The organism is Streptomyces sp. Isolate_45 (assembly GCF_024721315.2).
GTDB lineage: Bacteria > Actinomycetota > Actinomycetes > Streptomycetales > Streptomycetaceae > Streptomyces.
In genome coordinates this window covers 46,367-62,920 of record NZ_JANFAK020000037.1, presented here as the reverse complement: position 1 = coordinate 62,920, position 16,554 = coordinate 46,367, and the positions used below count along the sequence as shown (strand labels likewise).

At 75.3% G+C, this 16,554-nt stretch carries 13 protein-coding genes and 1 pseudogene; 4 read left to right on the top strand and 10 right to left on the bottom strand.

Translation table 11 applies throughout. The annotated features are described in order from the left end of the window. Nucleotides 1-102: 102 nt before the first annotated feature. The 3 genes from NOD94_RS15010 to NOD94_RS15000 form a co-directional block, all read right to left on the bottom strand. Complete coding sequence (locus NOD94_RS15010) at nucleotides 103-1,509, bottom strand: amino acid permease (RefSeq protein WP_281206403.1); 1,407 nt, start codon at nucleotides 1,507-1,509, stop codon at nucleotides 103-105. A 75-nt stretch (nucleotides 1,510-1,584) separates the two neighbouring features. Then, nucleotides 1,585-3,654: a phage holin family protein gene (locus NOD94_RS15005; protein WP_281206407.1), complete on the bottom strand. Its 2,070-nt coding sequence runs from the start codon at nucleotides 3,652-3,654 to the stop codon at nucleotides 1,585-1,587. A 194-nt stretch (nucleotides 3,655-3,848) separates the two neighbouring features. After that, entirely contained in the window at nucleotides 3,849-4,253 is a 405-nt protein-coding gene (locus NOD94_RS15000; protein ID WP_281206402.1) for a hypothetical protein, read from the bottom strand. Nucleotides 4,254-4,443: 190 nt separating this feature from the next. Here NOD94_RS15000 and NOD94_RS14995 point away from each other — a divergent pair, with 190 nt between their 5' ends. Both NOD94_RS14995 and NOD94_RS14990 read left to right on the top strand, forming a co-directional pair. Further along, a complete protein-coding gene (locus tag NOD94_RS14995; protein ID WP_281206401.1) occupies nucleotides 4,444-5,220 on the top strand; it encodes an MBL fold metallo-hydrolase in 777 nt (258 codons plus the stop codon). Further along, nucleotides 5,217-5,843, top strand: coding sequence for a VTT domain-containing protein (locus NOD94_RS14990; protein WP_281206400.1), 627 nt, complete (start codon nucleotides 5,217-5,219; stop codon nucleotides 5,841-5,843). Before NOD94_RS14995 ends, NOD94_RS14990 begins: the two co-directional genes overlap by 4 nt. 24 nt (nucleotides 5,844-5,867) lie before the next feature. Here NOD94_RS14990 and NOD94_RS14985 read toward each other — a convergent pair whose 3' ends face one another. The 3 genes and pseudogenes from NOD94_RS14985 to NOD94_RS14975 form a co-directional block, all read right to left on the bottom strand. Then, the gene (locus NOD94_RS14985; protein ID WP_281206399.1) at nucleotides 5,868-7,277 is read right to left on the bottom strand and encodes an amidase; all 1,410 of its coding nucleotides are present in this window, start codon (nucleotides 7,275-7,277) and stop codon (nucleotides 5,868-5,870) included. Between the two features lie 115 nt (nucleotides 7,278-7,392). After that, nucleotides 7,393-8,058: pseudogene (locus NOD94_RS14980) on the bottom strand (formylglycine-generating enzyme family protein); the annotation flags it as partial. A 42-nt stretch (nucleotides 8,059-8,100) separates the two neighbouring features. Beyond that, complete coding sequence (locus NOD94_RS14975; RefSeq protein ID WP_281206398.1) at nucleotides 8,101-9,360, bottom strand: aminotransferase class I/II-fold pyridoxal phosphate-dependent enzyme; 1,260 nt, start codon at nucleotides 9,358-9,360, stop codon at nucleotides 8,101-8,103. Nucleotides 9,361-9,640: 280 nt separating this feature from the next. Between NOD94_RS14975 and NOD94_RS14970 the strand changes: the two genes are divergently transcribed. Then, the gene (locus tag NOD94_RS14970; RefSeq protein ID WP_281206397.1) at nucleotides 9,641-10,498 is read left to right on the top strand and encodes a methyltransferase domain-containing protein; all 858 of its coding nucleotides are present in this window, start codon (nucleotides 9,641-9,643) and stop codon (nucleotides 10,496-10,498) included. 78 nt (nucleotides 10,499-10,576) lie between these two features. On the opposite strand, the gene NOD94_RS14965 is transcribed toward NOD94_RS14970, so the two are convergent. Beyond that, a complete protein-coding gene (locus tag NOD94_RS14965) occupies nucleotides 10,577-11,950 on the bottom strand; it encodes an MFS transporter (RefSeq protein WP_281206396.1) in 1,374 nt (457 codons plus the stop codon). 110 nt (nucleotides 11,951-12,060) lie between these two features. Here NOD94_RS14965 and NOD94_RS14960 point away from each other — a divergent pair, with 110 nt between their 5' ends. Next, nucleotides 12,061-12,978: a LysR family transcriptional regulator gene (locus tag NOD94_RS14960; protein ID WP_281206395.1), complete on the top strand. Its 918-nt coding sequence runs from the start codon at nucleotides 12,061-12,063 to the stop codon at nucleotides 12,976-12,978. Here the strand turns inward: NOD94_RS14960 and NOD94_RS14955 are convergent. The 3 genes from NOD94_RS14955 to NOD94_RS14945 form a co-directional block, all read right to left on the bottom strand. Next, on the bottom strand, nucleotides 12,975-14,966 hold the full coding sequence (locus NOD94_RS14955) for a DUF5107 domain-containing protein (RefSeq protein WP_281206394.1): 1,992 nt from the start codon (nucleotides 14,964-14,966) through the stop codon (nucleotides 12,975-12,977). The genes NOD94_RS14960 and NOD94_RS14955 overlap by 4 nt on opposite strands. Before the next feature lie 64 nt (nucleotides 14,967-15,030). Further along, the gene (locus NOD94_RS14950; RefSeq protein WP_281206393.1) at nucleotides 15,031-15,930 is read right to left on the bottom strand and encodes an arginase family protein; all 900 of its coding nucleotides are present in this window, start codon (nucleotides 15,928-15,930) and stop codon (nucleotides 15,031-15,033) included. Next, on the bottom strand, nucleotides 15,927-16,529 hold the full coding sequence (locus NOD94_RS14945) for a GNAT family protein (RefSeq protein WP_281206392.1): 603 nt from the start codon (nucleotides 16,527-16,529) through the stop codon (nucleotides 15,927-15,929). The genes NOD94_RS14950 and NOD94_RS14945 overlap by 4 nt, the downstream gene beginning before the upstream one ends. Nucleotides 16,530-16,554: the final 25 nt, after the last annotated feature.

The window sequence follows — 16,554 nt, the reverse complement described above, 5'->3', positions numbered from 1 at the left end:
CCCCCCCCCCCCCCCCCCCCCCCCCCCCCCCCCCCCCCCCCCCCCCCCCCCCCCCCCCCCCCCCCCCCCCCCGCGGGGTGTTCCGCCGTCCCCGTCCGATTCCTACCGGGCGGGGTGGTCGGAGGTCCGCCGGCGGGCGGCCATCAGGGCGTGGACGAGCACGCCCGCGAAGAGGAACAGGACGCCCTGGTAGACGGCCGCGTGGCCGGAGCCCGCGACGAGCCACATGGAGAAGCCGAAGGCCAGGCAGGCCATGGTGGCGTCGCGGACCAGGCGGCCGCGCGAGACCTCCTCGGCGCGCCCGGAGGCGAGGAAGTAGAGCTGCGCGGCGGTCGACAGCAGGTACGGGACGGTCGCGGTGAAGGTCGTGACGAGGACCAGGACCTCGAAGACGCCCTCGGAGCCGGCCGTGTAGTTGTAGACCGTGAGGCCGGAGGCCAGGACCACGGTGACGAGGACGCCCGCCACCGGGACGCCGCGCCGCTTCGCCGCGAAGACCTTCGGGAAGAGCCCGTCCTTGGCGGCCGCGTACGGGGTCTGCGCGCTGAGCAGGGTCCATCCGTTGAGCGCGCCGACCATCGACACCACCGCGGCGCAGGCGACGAGCGTGCCGCCCCAGGTGCCGCCGAACATGGCGTTGACGGCGTCGCTGAAGGGGGCCTGCGAGGAGACCAGCGCGTCGTGGGAGACCAGGCCGAAGACGGCGAGGGTGCCGAGCAGGTAGACGGTGGCCGCGCCGGCGGTGCCGAGGACGGTGGCGCGGCCGACGTTGCGGGCCGGATCGCGGACCTCGCCGGCGCTGACGGCCGCCGACTCGACGCCCAGGTAGCTGAAGAGCAGGATCGCGGCGGACGCGGAGACGGCTCCGACGGCGCTCTGGTCGGTGGCCCGGAACGGTCCGAGGTTCGCCGGGTCGAAGAAGAACAGCCCGCCGACGGCGACCAGCAGCAGCGGCGCCAGCTTCAGTACGGTCGCCACGACCTGGACGGCGCCCACGTACCGGGTGCCCGCCAGGTTGGCGAGGGCGGGCAGCCACTGGACGGCGAGGGCCGCCAGGCACATGGACCACTTGTGGTCCCCGATCCCGGGGAACAGCACCGTGAGGTATCCGACGGCCGCCACCGCGAGGGCGGCGTTCGAGACCCAGGTCGTGATCCAGTAGCTGTAGGCGGCGAGGAAGCCCGCGAAGTCACCGAACGCGGCACGGACGTAGACGTACGGTCCCCCGGTGCGGGGGTGCCGCTCGGCGAGGCGGCCGAAGACCAGGGCGAGGGCGATCGCACCGAGGGTCAGGACGGCGAACGCGACCAGGCTGATGGTGCCGAAGGGTGCCACCGAGGCCGGTAGCAGGAAGATCCCACCGCCGATGATGTTGCCCATGACCAGGCAGAAGGCGACCGGGAGGCCGAAGCGGCGGGCGTGCGGGCCACCATCACCCGCGACGGTGGGGTCCGTGACTGCTGCGGGGCCCGTGGCCCCGGTGGTGGTCGGGGCTGCGGTGCTGGTCATCGGTGGTGCGCCTCGGAATGTCTCACATGTTGGGCAGGACGCCCCATGGTCGGCCACCGTGAACTCCGTACCAAATCACCGGGTTTCGTCCGGTGCGGGCACCCCTGCGGAAGGAAAGCTTCCACCCGGGTCGGGCTCCTGCCGGGGATCCTCCGCCGGCCGGTCCGTGAGCGGGACCTGCGGGCCGTCCGCCTCCCGCAGCCAGCGGCGCAGGACGACGTGCACCGCCTCGGCGCCCACCAGCTCCGAGCCCGGATCGGACAGCTCCGTGGGCCACATCAGGAACGGGTGCGCCTGCTCCCCGCCCAGGCCGCCGTGCGAGCCGATCTGTTCCTCGAAGGCGTGCACGGCGCCGCTCATCGGGTCGTAGGCCGAGTTGACCATGATGTCGGCCACGTGCGGGAAGGAGTCCGTCCGGCGGACCGCATCGGCCGCGCCCGGCCCGAACGGCGCCAGCAGCTCCTCCGCCGCGCCCGGGGCGTCCAGCCGCGCCGAGGCGCCGTCCGGCCCCAGCACCTCGCCGTCCACCAGGAGGAAGCCCACCCCGGGGTGGTTGGCCAGGGTGGCCAGCAGGGCGGGGTGGGCCCGCTCGATCCACCGGCGCGTGGCCCGGCCGGGCAGGTCCGGGAAGGAGATCAACGCGAGGTTGCCCGAGGCCAGGACCACCGGGTCGGAGCCCGCCGGCGGCCTGGCCTCCTCGCCCTCGTCCTCGGGTCGGCCCAGGGCCGCCAGCACGGCCGCGCGGGCCTCGGCCCCGCTGCGCGTGCCGCCGGCCCGCCGCGAGACGGGCAGCCCGCAGCCCGCGCGGACGAGGTCCTTCAGCGTCAGCCCGTACCTGCCCAGGAAGGTCTCCCCCGGGCTCTGGCCGTGGTCGGAGAGCAGGACGAAGCGGTAGCCGCGCGGGGCGTGCTCGGCCGCCCGGGCGATCAGCGCGAGGCTCCGGTCCAGCCGTGCCAGCACCCGGTCGGTGTCGCCGCCGCGCGGACCCGAGTGGTGGGCGACCTCGTCGTAGGCGACCAGGTCGGCGTAGACGGCGGCGCGGCCCGCCAGTACGTCCCCGATCACCGCCGCGACGACCACGTCCCGCTCGATCACCGTCGCGAAGGCCCGGATGATCGGGTACAGCCCGCCGCGCGCCACCCTCGGCTCGATCCTGCGGGCGCGGGAGCGCAGCGACTGTCCGATCTCGCGGCCCACCTCGGCGGTGAAGGACAGGGCGGTGCGGACGGCGTTCGCCGGGTCGGAGAAGTACGCGAAGTAGCCCGCGCGGGAGCGGTTGTCGCGCCCCCGCCGGGCCGCGACGGACAGCACCAGCGCCAGCTGGTCGGCCCCGCCGCTGAACAGGTTGCCCCGGCTGGCGCCGTCGAGGGTGAGCAGCCCGGCGTCGCCGGTGCGGCGCACGGCCCGGCGCTGGAGCTCGGCCGCGCTCGTGGGCCGGTTGCAGACCATCACCTCGCCGGTGTCCTTCTCGTACCAGCGGAAGGCCGGTACGTCGAAGTTCGAGCCGTGCAGGATGCCGAGTTGGCTGGCGCCGGTCTGGCTGGACCAGTCCGTACGCCAGGACGCGAGGCGGTGGCTGCGCTCCAGCCAGTCCGCCACCGTCGGCATCAGCCCGTCCGCGGCCGCCCGGCGCAGCACCTCGTACCCGACGCCGTCCAGCTGGAGGAAGACCACCCCGGGTGCGGCCCGCGCCTCGCCCGGGGCGCCCGCGCGGCGCCGGCGGCGCCGCCTTCGGTCGGCGAGCCGGTACAGCCGCCGCCGGTACGCCTCGTCGTCGCGGACCGCGAGGGCGGTGGAGGTGGCGGACGCCACCGCGGACATCACCGCGGCGACGACGACGGCCGTCTCGGGGGCGACCGCGCCGCGGCCGTCCGGGATCAGGCTGAGCGCCATCAGCAGGATCGAGCCGTTGAGGAAGAACACGAGCAGCCCGAGCACCAGCGCGGGCACCAGCAGCAGGGCCCGTACGAGCACCGGCCACACCAGCGCGCTCAGCAGTCCGAAGGCCCCGGCGGCCCAGGCGGCGGTCAGCGCGATCCGGGTGACGCTGTCGCTGTCCGAGGACTGGAGGCGGAAGTCGGGCAGGATGCCGGCGAGGACGAGCATGGTGAGCGTGGACACCGCCCACACGATCACCACCCGCATCAGCGCACCGCCCGCGGCCCGCCAACGCCAACGCCGTCGCCCCACGCCCGTTCCCCGTCTTCCGTCCCGGGCCGCGCACCGTCGGCGACCCCTCCGGCCAGCGTCGCACAGGCCGGTGGGGCGGTGCGGTGGACACGGGTGCCGCACGGACGTACGGCGGGTGGGGCCGGGCCGTGGGGGTGCGGAGGGGAGGTCTACGTGCCGTCGTAGCCGGCGGTCGGCATGGAGAGCCGTCGGTGCACCTCGGCCTTCATCGCCGAGGTGTAATGCGGTTCGTCGAGCCCGGCGGTCTCCAGCCGTACGCCGCGCCGTTCGCACTCGGCGGCGAACTCGTCGACCGAGCTCAGCGCCCGGGCCAGGACCCGCCTGTTGGGGGCGACGAACAGGTCGATCTGGCCGGCGTCGACGTCGCACCACAGTCCGCAGTGGTCGGCCCGCAGCCCGTAGAAGAGCAGGTGCCGGGTGACCACGTAGCCCTGGTCGGCAGCCCAGCGCGCGCACATGGCGTGCTGGCTCCGGGTGTCCACGGCGAAGGGATCGGTGTCGAGTTCCTCAAGCGGGGCCAGGCTGGCGATCGCGGCCACGCGCAGCTCATCCATGGCGCCCGACCCTACTCCGATCCGGGCCCGCGGAGGAGGGGACCGCGAGGATCGGATCCGGGAGGGCCGCGTCCGCGCGTATCGCTCCGGGCGCGCCTGGGGGCGCGTGCCGGACGTCGTGAGGCAGACGGGAGTGTGACGACAGGCCCTAAGCTCGGGAGGAGCGGGGACCGAGGGAGGGAGGGCCGGGGTGTCGGTCGAGATCACCTGGTGGGGACACGCGACGTGCACGGTGCGGGACTCGGGGGTGCGGCTGCTGACCGATCCGCTGTTCGCCCGTCGGCTCGCGCACCTGCGGCGGCGACGCGGGGCGCCGCCCCCGCCCGAGGCGGCCCGGGCCGACGTGGTGCTGGTGTCGCACCTGCACTCCGACCACCTGCACCTGCCGTCCCTGGCCCGCGTGCCGCGCGGTACCCGGCTGTTGGTGCCGCGCGGGGCGCGCCGGGCGGTGCCGGGTCTGGAGCGGCTCGCCGAGCTGCGTGACCTGGTGCTGGCGGAGGTGGCCCCGGGCGACGAGGTCGCCGTACGGGACGACGTGCGGGTACGGGTGGTCAGTGCGCGGCACGACGGGCGGCGACTGCCGTTCGGGCCGCAACGGTCGCCCGCGCTCGGGTACGTCGTCGAGGGCGCGTCGCGGACGTACTTCGCCGGGGACACGGGCCTGTTCGACACGATGGCCGAGGAGGTCGGGCCGGTGGACGTGGCGCTGCTGCCGGTGGGCGGCTGGGGGCCGTACCTGGGGCCGGGGCACCTGGACGCGGAGCGGGCGGCGCGGGCGCTGGCGGACCTGGCTCCCGCGGCGGCGGTGCCGGTGCACTACGGGACGTACTGGCCGATCGGCATGGACGCGGTGCGCCCGCACGAGTTCCACGCGCCCGGCGAGGAGTTCGCCCGGCACGCGCTGCGGCTCGCGCCGAAGGTGACGGTACGCGTGCCGGCCCACGGGGAGCGGGTGCGGCTTCCGTGATCCCGTGGCGGGAGGCGGCGTCGGCCGCCGGTCAGGTGCCGCCGGAGACCACCCAGCAGGCGGTCGGGTACCCGGCGCTGTTCGTGCTGGTGGCGTTGGGCGCGCTGGTGCCGGTGATCCCGACGGGGGCTCTGGTGAGTACGGCGGCCGTGGTGGCGTTCCACCACCAGCCTTGGCCCTTCGGGCTGTTGCTGGTCTTCGGAGTGTCCGCGTCGGCGGCGTTCCTCGGGGACGTCACGCTGTACTGGCTGGGTCGGCGCGGGGTGCGTTCGCGCGGCGGCTCACGGTGGCTGGAGTCGCTGCGCGGCCGGGCCACGCCGGAGCGGCTGGAGCGGGCGCAGGCGAAGCTCGACGAGAACGGCGTCACGGTACTGGTGCTGTCGCGGCTGGTCCCGGCGGGCCGGATCCCGGTGATGCTGGCCTGCCTGCTGGCCGGGATGCCGCTGCGGCGCTTCGCCCGGGGCGACGCCCCGGCCTGCCTCGCCTGGGCGGCGACGTACGGACTGATCGGAATCCTGGGCGGGTCGCTGTTCTCCGAGCCGTGGAAGGGCGTGGCGCTGGCCGTCGGCCTCACCCTGCTGATCAGCGCGGGCCCGGCCGTGTGGCGGCGGGCACGACGGTAGGCGCCGCCCCGCCGGTGCCGGGGGTCACGGGCCGGGGGTCCGGTGGGCCCAGGGACGGACGGCTTCGAGCTGGGCCGCGACCTGGAGGACGGTCGTCTCCTGGTGTTCCCTGCCGACCAGTTGGACGGCGAGCGGGAGTCCGTCCGAGCCGAAGCCGGCCGGGACGGAGGCCGCGGGGTGACCGGTGACGTTCCACAGGGCGGTGTAGGCGATCATCGGGAGCGAGCGGACCATCGCGCCGACCGTCCCCACCCCGTCGAGCGATCCGACGTCCCGGGGCCGGGCGGCCAGGGTCGGCGTGAGCAGCAGATCCGCCCCGGCGAAGCAACGACCGGCCCTCGCCGCCAGCCGTTCGCCCGCGCGGACGGCCCGTTCCACCACGGCCCCGGACACCGGCCGGGCCAGCCGCAGCGTGCTGCGGGTCCGCCGCTCCAGGAGCTCGGGCCGTTCCACGGCCGCCGCCTCGGCGCGCACGCCCCCGCAGAACTGCGCCACGAAGGCCGCCGTGGTGTCGGGGTAGCGGGGGTCCACCTCCCGTACGTCGTGCCCGAGTTCGCGCAGGATCCGTACGGTGTCGTCGAGGGCGGCGACGTGTTCGGGATGCGGGCGCACCCCGAACACGGCGGGGGTGGCCGAGTAGCCGATCCGCAGCCTGCCGGGTTCCGTCGACGCCGCGTGGACGAAGCTCGTCCGGGCGGGTCGCGCCGTCCAGCGGTCCCCTTCGGCCGGACCGCTGAGGACGTCGTAGAGCAGGGCGCTGTCCAGCACCGTGCGGGTCAGCGGTCCGATCGTGCCGAGGGCGTACCAGAGGTGCGGATGCGGGGCGGTGGGGACGCGGCCGCGCTGCGGCTTGAGGCCGAACAGACCGCAGCAGGCTGCCGGGATCCGGATCGATCCGCCGCCGTCGCCGCCGAGCGCGGCGCCGGCGAGACCGGCGGCGACGGCGGCGGCGCTGCCCCCGCTGGACCCGCCGGTGGTGCGCGTGGGGTTCCAGGGGTTGCGGGCATAGCCGTGCGCGGCCGACTCCGTGAACGGCCACTGGCCGAACTCGGGCATCGTGGTCTTCCCGATGATCACCGCTCCGGCGTCCCGCAGTCGTCGCACGGCCTCGGCGTCGTGCGCGGCCGGCGTGAGGTTGGCGGCGCCGCCGAAGGTGGTCACCTCCCCGGAGACGTCCAGCTCGTCCTTGATCGCGACGGGGACGCCGAGCAGCGGTCCGTCCGCGCCGGGCCCGCCCGCCGCGAGCGCGGCGTCGCGGGCGTCCGCCTCGGCCAGGGCGCGTTCCGCGAGCAGCACGCGGAAGGCGCCGAGGTGGTCCAGCCGCTCGGCCCTGCGCAGCGTCGCCTCCACCAACCGGCGTGCCGACACCTTTCCGGCCCGCACGAGTTCGGCCTGCCGGGCTGCCCCCAGGAACACCAGCTCACGGTCGTCCATCGACGTCCTCCCCATGTTGTCCGACCTGTTCGGCCTGTCCGACGTGTTCGGCCTCTCCGGCCTCTCCGGCCCGTCCTGCCCCGACGCCCCGCCCGGCCGTGCTCGTGATGCCGGGCATGGAGCGCGCCACGCGGAAGCCGACGTCCTCCACCCGGAAGGTCGGGTGGCTGCGGCGGCGCGCGGAGGCCCGGCAGCTCCAGTGTTCGTCGAACCAGCCGCCGCCGCGCAGCACCCGGTAACTCCCGTAGACCTCCGGGTCGTAGACGTCCCAGCACCAGTTCCAGACGTTCCCGAGCATGTCGTACAGGCCCCACGCATTGGGGAGCCTGCCGCCCACCTCGTGGACGCGTTCCCGTGAGTTGCCGCGGTACCAGGCGATCTCGTCGAGGGGCCCGTAGTGCGGTCCGGTGGTGCCGGCCCGGCAGGCGTGCTCCCACTCGGCCTCGGTCGGCAGCCGGTACCCGTCGGCGGATTCATCGCGGTCGACGCCCTCGCCGTCGGGGTGGAGGCGGTGGACGGGTGTGAGGCCCTCGCTCTCCGACAGCGCGTCGCAGAACCGGACGGCGTCCCACCAGGACACGCTCTCGACGGGCAGTCGGTCACCCCGGGCGGCGCTGGGCCGCAGTCCGGTGACCTCCGCGTACCGGGCCTGGGTGACGGGGAGGGCCGCGATCCGGTACGGCGCGAGGTCCACGGCCCAGCTGCGCGACGTCCGCCGGTCCGACAGGGTGACCCGCCCCGCTGGTACGGCGATCATCCCCGGTTCCGCACTCGCGTCCATGAACAGGGGATCCTACGACATGAGTTCGAGGACGGGCGGAGGTCAGTCGGCCAGCTCGGCGAGGACCGAGCCGAGCAGGTCCAGGGCTCCCCGGACGTGCGGCAGGGCCAGGGGGTCCGGGGACTCCAGGGCGGCCAACCGCTGCCGCGGGCCGCTTCCCAGCAGCGGTCCGGTCGACAGCCGTACGCGCAGCGCTCCCAGGTCGTCCGCGAACCGTTGGCCGCCGGGCGTCGCCGAGCCCAGCCGGGCGCCCAGCCAGTCCTCCAGTTCCATCGCGTCGCCCACCCCGTGCCGGGCCAGTCCGGCACGCAGCGGCGTCAGGTCGGCGTACAGGTGCCGACCGGCCTCGGGGGGCCGGGCGAAAGCCCCGGCGGCCAGCAGCACCCGGTGCGCGGCGGCGGCGACCGTGCCGTGGAGGGCGGCGGCCGCGTAGGCCCGTTCGGTGACCGCGTCGGGTTCGTCCAGCGCGTGCGCGGCCGCCCCGGCGACGGGCCCCGCGACCAGGGCGCCGGTGGCGGTGAGGATGTCCAGGGTCCGGGCGCGCAGCCAGGTGCCGCGCGGGGTGCCGGGGAGGCGGAGCACGGCGGCGGGCCAGCCGCCGGGCAGCAGCGCGCCGGAGAGGTCGACGAGGACGGCGACCTGGTCGGGGAGCATCTCGGCGGGACTCAGCACGAGGGTCTCGCGGGGCCGGTGGACGGTGTCGCGCCAGCTCTCGTCGCCGACCACGAACAGGCCCGCGGACTCCGCCGCCTCGCAGGCCTCGCGGAGCATCTCGGGCGGGGGCACGGTCCCCGTCGGGTCGTCGGCCACGGACAGCAGCAGCACGCGCGGGTCGCCGCCCTCGGCCCGGACCCTCCGTACGGTTTCCAGCAGGGCGTACGGGTCCGGTACGCCGCCGCACTCGGCGGGAGTCGGCACGTGGTAGGCCCGCCGTCCCAGCAGTCGGACCTGCGGGGTCCACCAGGCGGGACAGGGGCGGGGCAGCATGACGTCGCCCCCGTACGCGCCGAGCAGGGCCAGCAGCAGGGCGGGGGCGCCGGGCCCCGCGGCCACGTTCTCCGGGGCGGTGGCGAGCCCGCGCCGGCCCCAGTGCCGGCAGGCGGCCTCGCGCAGGGCCTCTCCACCGCCCGGCGGCTCGGGGGCGGCCCGGTCCGCCGCCCCGGCCAGGGCGGCGGTGAGCTCGGGGAGGGCGGGCAGGCCCGGTTCCGGGGCGGGGGGTCCGTAGCGGACGGGCCCGCGCCCCACGGACACCGGCCCCCACGCCCGGGCCGCGCCCAGGCCGTGCGTCGTCCCTTCGGCCATCCCCGCCACTGTGTCCGCCTTCCGCCTTCCGCCACCACTGCCGCTGCCATCGACTGCCACCGACCGGCCCCACCCCTGCCCTTTATACGGTCATTCGGGCCACTGCGCCCGTCGGCCCGCGCGGCGGCCCGCCGAGCCGCAGCCGCCTCCCCTCCCCAGCCGCACACCCACCCCACACCTTTCCCGACAAGCATCGTGTCCACATGTCAAAACGCAGGTCTCATATGTCGGTCGAATCCCCTACCGTGATCACGACGCTTCGACGAGGAGGGGTTCCGCCATGAACGACGCCACCCGTGCCACCCACGAGAACGACGCCCGCACGACCCACGAGACGGCCGTCTACACGCACGGCCACCACGAGTCCGTGCTGCGTTCCCACCGCTGGCGCACCGCCGCCAACTCGGCCGCCTACCTGACCGGGGAACTGCGCGCGGGCATGCGGGTGCTGGACGTGGGCTGCGGACCCGGCACGATCACGGCGGACCTGGCGGAACTGGTCGCCCCCGGCGGCCGGGTGACGGCCGTGGACGCGGCGGCGGACGTGGTCGAGCAGGCCCGAGCCCACGCCGCCGAACGCGGCCTGGCCGGGGCCGTCGACTTCGGTACGGCCGACGTCCACGCCCTGGAGTTCCCCGACGACTCCTTCGACGTGGTCCACGCCCACCAGGTGCTGCAACACGTCGGCGACCCGGTGCGGGCCCTGCGCGAGATGCGCCGCGTGTGCAGGCCGGGCGGCATCGTGGCCGTGCGCGACGCCGACTACGCGGCGATGACCTGGTACCCCGCGACCCCTGGCCTGGAGGAGTGGCTGGACCTGTACCGGCGGGTGGCCCGGGCGAACGGCGGCGAGCCCGACGCCGGCCGCCGGCTGCTGTCCTGGGCCCGCGCGGCGGGCTTCACGGAGGTCACCGCGTCCGCGACGGCCTGGTGCTACGCCACCGCCGAGGAGGTCGCCTGGTGGTCCTCCCTGTGGGCGGACCGTACGACGGCCTCCTCCTACGCGGCCATCGCCACGGACGGCGGCCACGGCACCCGCGCCGACCTGGACGCCGCCGCCCGGGCCTGGCAGGCGTGGGGCGCGACCCCCGACGCCTGGTTCTCCGTCCTGAACGGCGAACTGATCTGCCGCGCCTAGGGTCTGTCGTCGAACTCCCGTCCGCCTCGCGACGTCCGGCACGCGCTCCCGCCGCACCGGGCGAAAGCCCGGCGGTTCCTACGGGCGGCGCCACCAGGACAGGGTGAGGAGCGAGCCGGCGAGCACCAGGACGGCGACGACGCGCAGGCCGAAGGACATCGCCTCGGAGAAGTCCTGCGAGCCGTGGGAGGAGAGGGCGGTGCCGAGGACCCCGACGCCCAGGGCGCTGCCGATCTCGCGCGTCGCGCCGTTCAGGCCCGAGCCGAGGCCGGCCCGGTCCTGGGGCAGGGACGTCATGACCGCCGAGGACAGGACGGGGACGCACAGACCCATGCCCAGGGAGAGGACCACGAGGAAGAGCGCGTAGACGGGATACGGGGTGGAGGCGGTGGCGAAGGAGATCAGGAAGAGGCCGGTGACGATCGCGGCGAGGCCGACGGCGACGACGGCGTCACCGAAGCGTGCGGCCAGGGCGATGCTGCGGCGGGAGGCGACCATCATGCCGACGGCGAGGGGGACGATCGCGCAGCCCGTGAGCAGCGGCGAGTACCCCTTGGCGTACTGGAGGTACTGGGCGTTGACGTAGAACAGCGAGAACAGCCCGAAGAACGCGACGCCGACACCGAGGGAACCGGCGCGCAGCCTGCGGCTGCGGAACAGCCGCGGGTCGATCAGCGGGTGGGCCGTGCGCAGCGAGCGGGCCACGAACAGGGTCAGCAGGACGGCCGACGCGGCGAGCGCGCCGAGCACCCGGACCGAGGTCCAGCCGGCCGAGGGGCCCTCGATGATGCCGTGGAGCAGGGCCGCGGCGGCAGCGACGAGCAGGACCGAGCCGATCGCGTCCAGTGCCGCGGGGCGCCGTTCGCCGCGCGGGGCGAAGCGGGCCGCCAGCAGGCCCAGTACGACGGCGGCCGGTGCGACGGCCAGGAACAGGGCCTGCCAGGGCAGGTACTGCAGGACGAGGCCGCCGCCGATGTTCCCGACGACGCCGGCGATGCCGGTCGCGGCCGTCCACACGGCGACGGCCTGGGGGCGTCCGGCGGGTTCGGTCACCTCCAGCATCAGCGACAGGGTGGCCGGCATCACGAGGGCCGCCCCCACGCCGGTGACGGCCCGTCCGGCGATGAGGACGGCCACGCCCGGGGCCGCGGCGGACAGCAGGGCGCCGGCGGCGACCAGGGCCAGCCCTGTCAGCAGGGCGCCCTTGCGGCCGTGTCGGTCGCCGATCGCGCCGGCGGGTATCAGCAGGCAGCCGAAGACCAGCACGTAGGTGTCGACGATCCACAGCAGTTGGCCGGCGGACGGATCGAGGGGGCTCGCCGCCAGTGCGGGGATCGCGAGGTTGACCGCCGCGACGAGCGACACCACCAGCACGGAACAAGCGGCCATGACCGTGTACACGGCTCGGCGGCCGGCGGGCCGCGGTGTGCGGCGCACTTCAACCAGGTTCATTTCAGGGGTCTTTCGTCCGAGGGAGGGTGACGGGGCCGGCCGTGCTCCCACGGTAGGCTCGCATCGGACTTGCCTTCAAATGCAACCTTGCGAAGAGATAAGTGCACCGCATGCAACTGGATCTGAATCTGCTGATCGCGTTGGACGCCCTGCTCGAGGAGGGCAGCGTCGGCGGCGCCGCCGACCGGCTCAACCTGTCGTCGCCCGCGATGAGCCGGACCCTCGCCCGTATCCGTCGCGCCCTGGGCGATCCGGTGCTGGTCCGGTCGGGGCGGGTCATGGTGCCCACCCCGCGCGCGCTGGCGCTGCGGGCCGAGGTCCACGAGGTCGTCTCGCGGGCCCGGGCCGTCTTCACCCCGGCGGGCGAAATCGACCCGGCACGGCTGGAGCGGGTCTTCACCGTCCAGGCGGACGAGTCGTTGGTCGTCCGCCTCGGGGCGCCCCTGCTGACCCGGATCCGGGCCGAGGCGCCCGGCGTCTCCCTCCGCTTCCTGGGCGAGGGCCCGCAGGACGTCCAGTACCTCCGCGAGGGCCTGGCCGACCTGGAACTCGGCAACGTCACCGACCCGAGCCCGGAGACCCGGATCGAACCGCTCCTGGCGGACCGCTTCGTGGGCGTCGCCCGGGCCGGCCACCCCTTGCTGGACGGTGCCGTCACCGTCGACCGGTTCGCCTCCGCCGACCACCTCAACTACTCGCGCCGCGGCCGGTTCACCGGACCGATCGACACGGCGCTGGCCGACCAGGGCCTGGCGCGCCGGGTGGTCGCCGTCTACCCGACGTTCGCCTCGGCCCTGCTGGCCCTGCTCGACACCGACCTCGTCGGCATCCTCGGGGACCGCGTCCACTCGGCGACGGCCCGCCGGTTCGGGCTGGCCACCTTCCCCGTCCCGCTCGACCTGCCGACCTTGGAACTGTCCCTCGCCTGGCACCCCCGCTACGCGGCCGACCCCGCCCACGCCTGGCTGCGCGGCCTGCTGCGCGAGGTCGTCCGGGACGAGCTCGGCGGGGCCGCGCCGTACGTCTAGGGCCTGTCGGCGGAGCCGCCGGGCGGGTGCATGCGGAAGTCGTACGCGGGCGGCAGCGGGGCGTCCGTCAGGGTGGCCCACAGCTCGGACAGGGCCTCCTCGCCCTCGCGGAGGTCGGCGAGTTCGAAGCCGTCCTCGAAGAGCCGGCGGGCCGCGCCGACGTGGCCCTCCGCCGCCAGCAGCCGGGCGGCGAGCAGCCGGAACCGGCCCTGTTCGCGCAACGCCGGGCGGAGCCCGTCCCACACCTCGCGGGCGGCGGCCGGTCGGCCCGCGGCGAGCAGCGCGGTCATCGCCTCCCGGCCCAGGGCGGATTCGGCGGCGGTCCAGGCGTCGCCGCCCCGGCTCTGCGCGACCAGGTCCGCGAAGGCCTCGGCGTACCGGTCGGCGGCCCGCAGCGGGTCCCCGGCCAGGGTGTCGGCCACCGCGAGACAGCGCAGCAGGGGCCAGCGGGAGGGGGCCAGGGCCAGCCCGCGTTCCCAACTCCGCACGGCCTGGGCGACGTCACCGGCGTGCCACTGGGCGACGCCCAGGTGGTACTCGGTGAGCGGGTCGGCGGGGGCCGTCTCCAGCATGTCCCGCCAGTGCCCGGCGACGAGGGCCTCGCCGGGCGGGGTCGCCCCGCGCGGCGCGGGCAGGACCCCGCTGCGCCACAGCCTCAGCCAGGGTTCCTGGGCGGCCCCGAGGGTGGATTCCTCGAAGGGGGTGCCGGGCAGGGAGTGGCCCGCGCACAGCACCTCCAGCGCGCCCCATCCGGAGCCGGTGGCGATCCGCTCCCCCGGCTCGGTGTCGGCGCGGGCCCGCCAGGCCTTGAAGGCGGCGTCGAGGGTCGCGGCCGGCAGGACGGCGTCCAGGGCCTCGGCGGCCGCGCCGCGGGCGGCCGCCCAGTCGGCTCCGTGCACCTGGGCGGGGTCGGCGCGCAGGGGCCCGTAGGCCTCCAACCAGCTGAACTCGGACCCGGCTTCGAGGCGTACGTGTTCCAGTTGGGTGCGGGCGAGCCCGGCCTGGATCTCGGCGTAGCCGCCGGTGCCGGGCCGGGTCAGCCATTCCTGCCAGCGCCGGCCACCCGGTCCGGCGCCCCACACGAACAACTTGCGGCCGCGCAGCCGGGCGGTGGAGGCCTGCGCCAGCCCGTACCCGTCGGCGTCGAGGGAGGCGATCCAGGGTCGGTCCGCGTCCGCGTCGCGGACCTCGTAGAAGAAGTCGGCCGGGTACTCGCTGCGCAGCGGGTAGGTGCGGTCCTCGCCCTCCCGATCGGGTACGGGGACGCGGCGCAGGGAACGCTCGTAACCGAAGTGCCAGGCCTCGTCGGCGGGGGCGAGGACGCGGCTGCCCGGCTCCTCGGGAACGGCGGTGTTGGACCACCAGTACACGGGCGCGGGGCGTTCGTGCGGGTTGCGGACGCGGACGCCGACGTACAGGAACTCCGAGTCGGCGGGGAGCCACAGGTCCACCTGGAACGGAAGGTCGCGCAGCCGTTCCCATTCCCACATCCGCAGCATCACGCCCCCGTCGGGCGCGGCGACGGGGGCGGCGTGCAGGGGGGCGCAGGACAGGGTGGTGTGTCCGGTGGCGCCGATGTTCCATTCGATGCCGCCGGAGAACCAGGCTCCGTTGAGGGCGAAGTTCGCGGGCTGGAAGACCGGGTTGCGGTACAGCAGTTCGCGGCCGGTCGGCAGGTGGACCAGGGAGTGGATCCGGCCGCCGAGTCCGGGCAGGACGGTGACGCGGAGCAGGCCGTTCTCGATGACGACCGCTTCGAACTCGCGCTCGGCGCGTTCGCGTCCGTACCCGTCCCGGACCGGGACGGGCAGCAGCGAGCGCAGCGGCTCGTACCCGATCTGGCGGGCCATGTCGCGCGGCAGCCCGTCGCGCGCGCGTTCGTCCAGCACGTGCACTCCGTCGGGTGCGCGCAGGGCGGGGAGGGGGTTGTCGGGACCCAACGGGGCCGCGGGAAGGGTCAGCAGGGCACGTCGGACGGTGGTGGCCATGAGGAAATGGAACACGCCGGCGCGGCCGGTGCACAGGGGTTCCGCGGATCACCACCGGTCAGGATTACGCAAAGGCGTCCGTGACGAGATCGGCGAGCAGTGCTCCCGCACGTCCGTCCGGATCCAGGTCCGGGTCGTAGACGGTGACGTTGAGCCCGACGCAGCGCGGCGAGCGGGCCAGTACGTCGAGCAGTCCGGCGAGTTCGTCGGGCAGCAGCCCGCCCGGGTCGGGGCTGTCCACGGCGGGCATGACGGACGGGTCCAGCACGTCGGCGTCCAGGTGGATCCAGAAGCCGTCGGTGCGCGGCGGGTGCAGTCCCTCCAGTGCGGCCCGGGCCACGGTCGCGGCGCCCCGCTCCCGGATGTCGCCGACGGTGGCGGCGGCGATCCCGGCGGCGCGCAGTTCGGGGAGGTCGGGGTCGCCGTCGCGGAGTCCGAAGAGGCGCACGTCCTCGTCGCGCAGGTAGGGACCGAGGCCTTCCAAGGTGGTCAGGTCGGCCTGGCCGCGGCCGGTGGCCAGGGCGAGTTCCTCGCCGGCGGCGGCGCCGACGGGTCCGTTGAGCGCCTCGTTGCCGGGGTGGCGGAAGTCGGCGGACCCGTCGATCGCGGCGAGCCCGTAGTGCCCGATGCGGCGCATGGCGAGTGCGGCGCCGAGTTGGATGGAGCAGTCGCCGCCGAGGACGACGGGGAATTCGCCGGCCCGCAGGTGCTTCTCGATCCGGTCGGCGAGGACGGTGGTGTATCCGGCGAGCGGTCCCGCGTGGAAGACGCCGTCGCCCTCCTGCCAGTCGCCCCGGTCGTAGCGCGGCGGGACGACGACGCCGCCCTCGCGTGCGCCGAGCCGGTGCAGCAGTCCCTGTTCCCGCAGGGCGCCGGCCAGTTTGTAGACCCCGGGGACGGTGCCCGGCGCGGGCGGCCGCAGGCCGAGGTTGGAGGGTGCGTCGATGAGTACGAGGCTTCTCATGACCCCATCCTGGGCGACTCGGGCGCCGCGGTCCCGGTTTTCGGCCGGCGGGGTTCTCCGGCCGTGACGGCCCAGCGTTCGTGGTCGCGCCAGGCGCCGTCGACGTGCAGGAAGTCCGGGGAGAAGCCCTCCAGCCGGAAGCCGCGGCTCCTGACCAGGGCGATGGAGGCGGTGTTGGCGGGCTGGATGTTGGCCTCCAGGCGGTGCAGGCCGAGGCCGCCCCGGTCCGCCGGCGCGAGGGCGTGGTCGACGGCCAGGTCGAGGGCCTCGCCCATCAGTCCGCGTCCGGTGGCGTGGGCGAAGGCCCCGTAGCCGAGGGCGCCGCACCGGAAGGCGCCCAGCACGATGTTGTTGACGTTGACGAAGCCGGCGATGGCCCCGGTGGCGAGTTCGCAGACCAGGAACCCGGCGCGGCCCTCGTCGCCCGTGAGGCGGGCCGCGTAGGGCTCGTACTCGGCGACGGTGACGGGCGGGAACAGCCAGGGGTGGTGCAGGTGCCGGCTCTCGTGCGCGCGGGCGGCGAACTCGGGGCCGTCGGACTGCCGGAAGGGCCGCAGGCCGACCGCCGGGCCGGTGGCGACGTAGTGCGAATATTCCATCGCCCCAGGCTAGGGGCCGTGACAA

What these genes read in the sequence shown, in the direction of transcription:
- NOD94_RS15010 (WP_281206403.1), bottom strand. Translation starts at nt 1,509, where the DNA reads ATGACCAGCACCGCAGCCCCGACCACCACCGGGGCCACGGGCCCCGCA.
- NOD94_RS15005 (WP_281206407.1), bottom strand. Translation starts at nt 3,654, where the DNA reads ATGCGGGTGGTGATCGTGTGGGCGGTGTCCACGCTCACCATGCTCGTC.
- NOD94_RS15000 (WP_281206402.1), bottom strand. Translation starts at nt 4,253, where the DNA reads ATGGATGAGCTGCGCGTGGCCGCGATCGCCAGCCTGGCCCCGCTTGAG.
- NOD94_RS14985 (WP_281206399.1), bottom strand. Translation starts at nt 7,277, where the DNA reads ATGGACGACCGTGAGCTGGTGTTCCTGGGGGCAGCCCGGCAGGCCGAA.
- NOD94_RS14975 (WP_281206398.1), bottom strand. Translation starts at nt 9,360, where the DNA reads ATGGCCGAAGGGACGACGCACGGCCTGGGCGCGGCCCGGGCGTGGGGG.
- NOD94_RS14970 (WP_281206397.1), top strand. Translation starts at nt 9,641, where the DNA reads ATGAACGACGCCACCCGTGCCACCCACGAGAACGACGCCCGCACGACC.
- NOD94_RS14965 (WP_281206396.1), bottom strand. Translation starts at nt 11,950, where the DNA reads ATGAACCTGGTTGAAGTGCGCCGCACACCGCGGCCCGCCGGCCGCCGA.
- NOD94_RS14960 (WP_281206395.1), top strand. Translation starts at nt 12,061, where the DNA reads ATGCAACTGGATCTGAATCTGCTGATCGCGTTGGACGCCCTGCTCGAG.
- NOD94_RS14955 (WP_281206394.1), bottom strand. Translation starts at nt 14,966, where the DNA reads ATGGCCACCACCGTCCGACGTGCCCTGCTGACCCTTCCCGCGGCCCCG.
- NOD94_RS14950 (WP_281206393.1), bottom strand. Translation starts at nt 15,930, where the DNA reads ATGAGAAGCCTCGTACTCATCGACGCACCCTCCAACCTCGGCCTGCGG.
- NOD94_RS14945 (WP_281206392.1), bottom strand. Translation starts at nt 16,529, where the DNA reads ATGGAATATTCGCACTACGTCGCCACCGGCCCGGCGGTCGGCCTGCGG.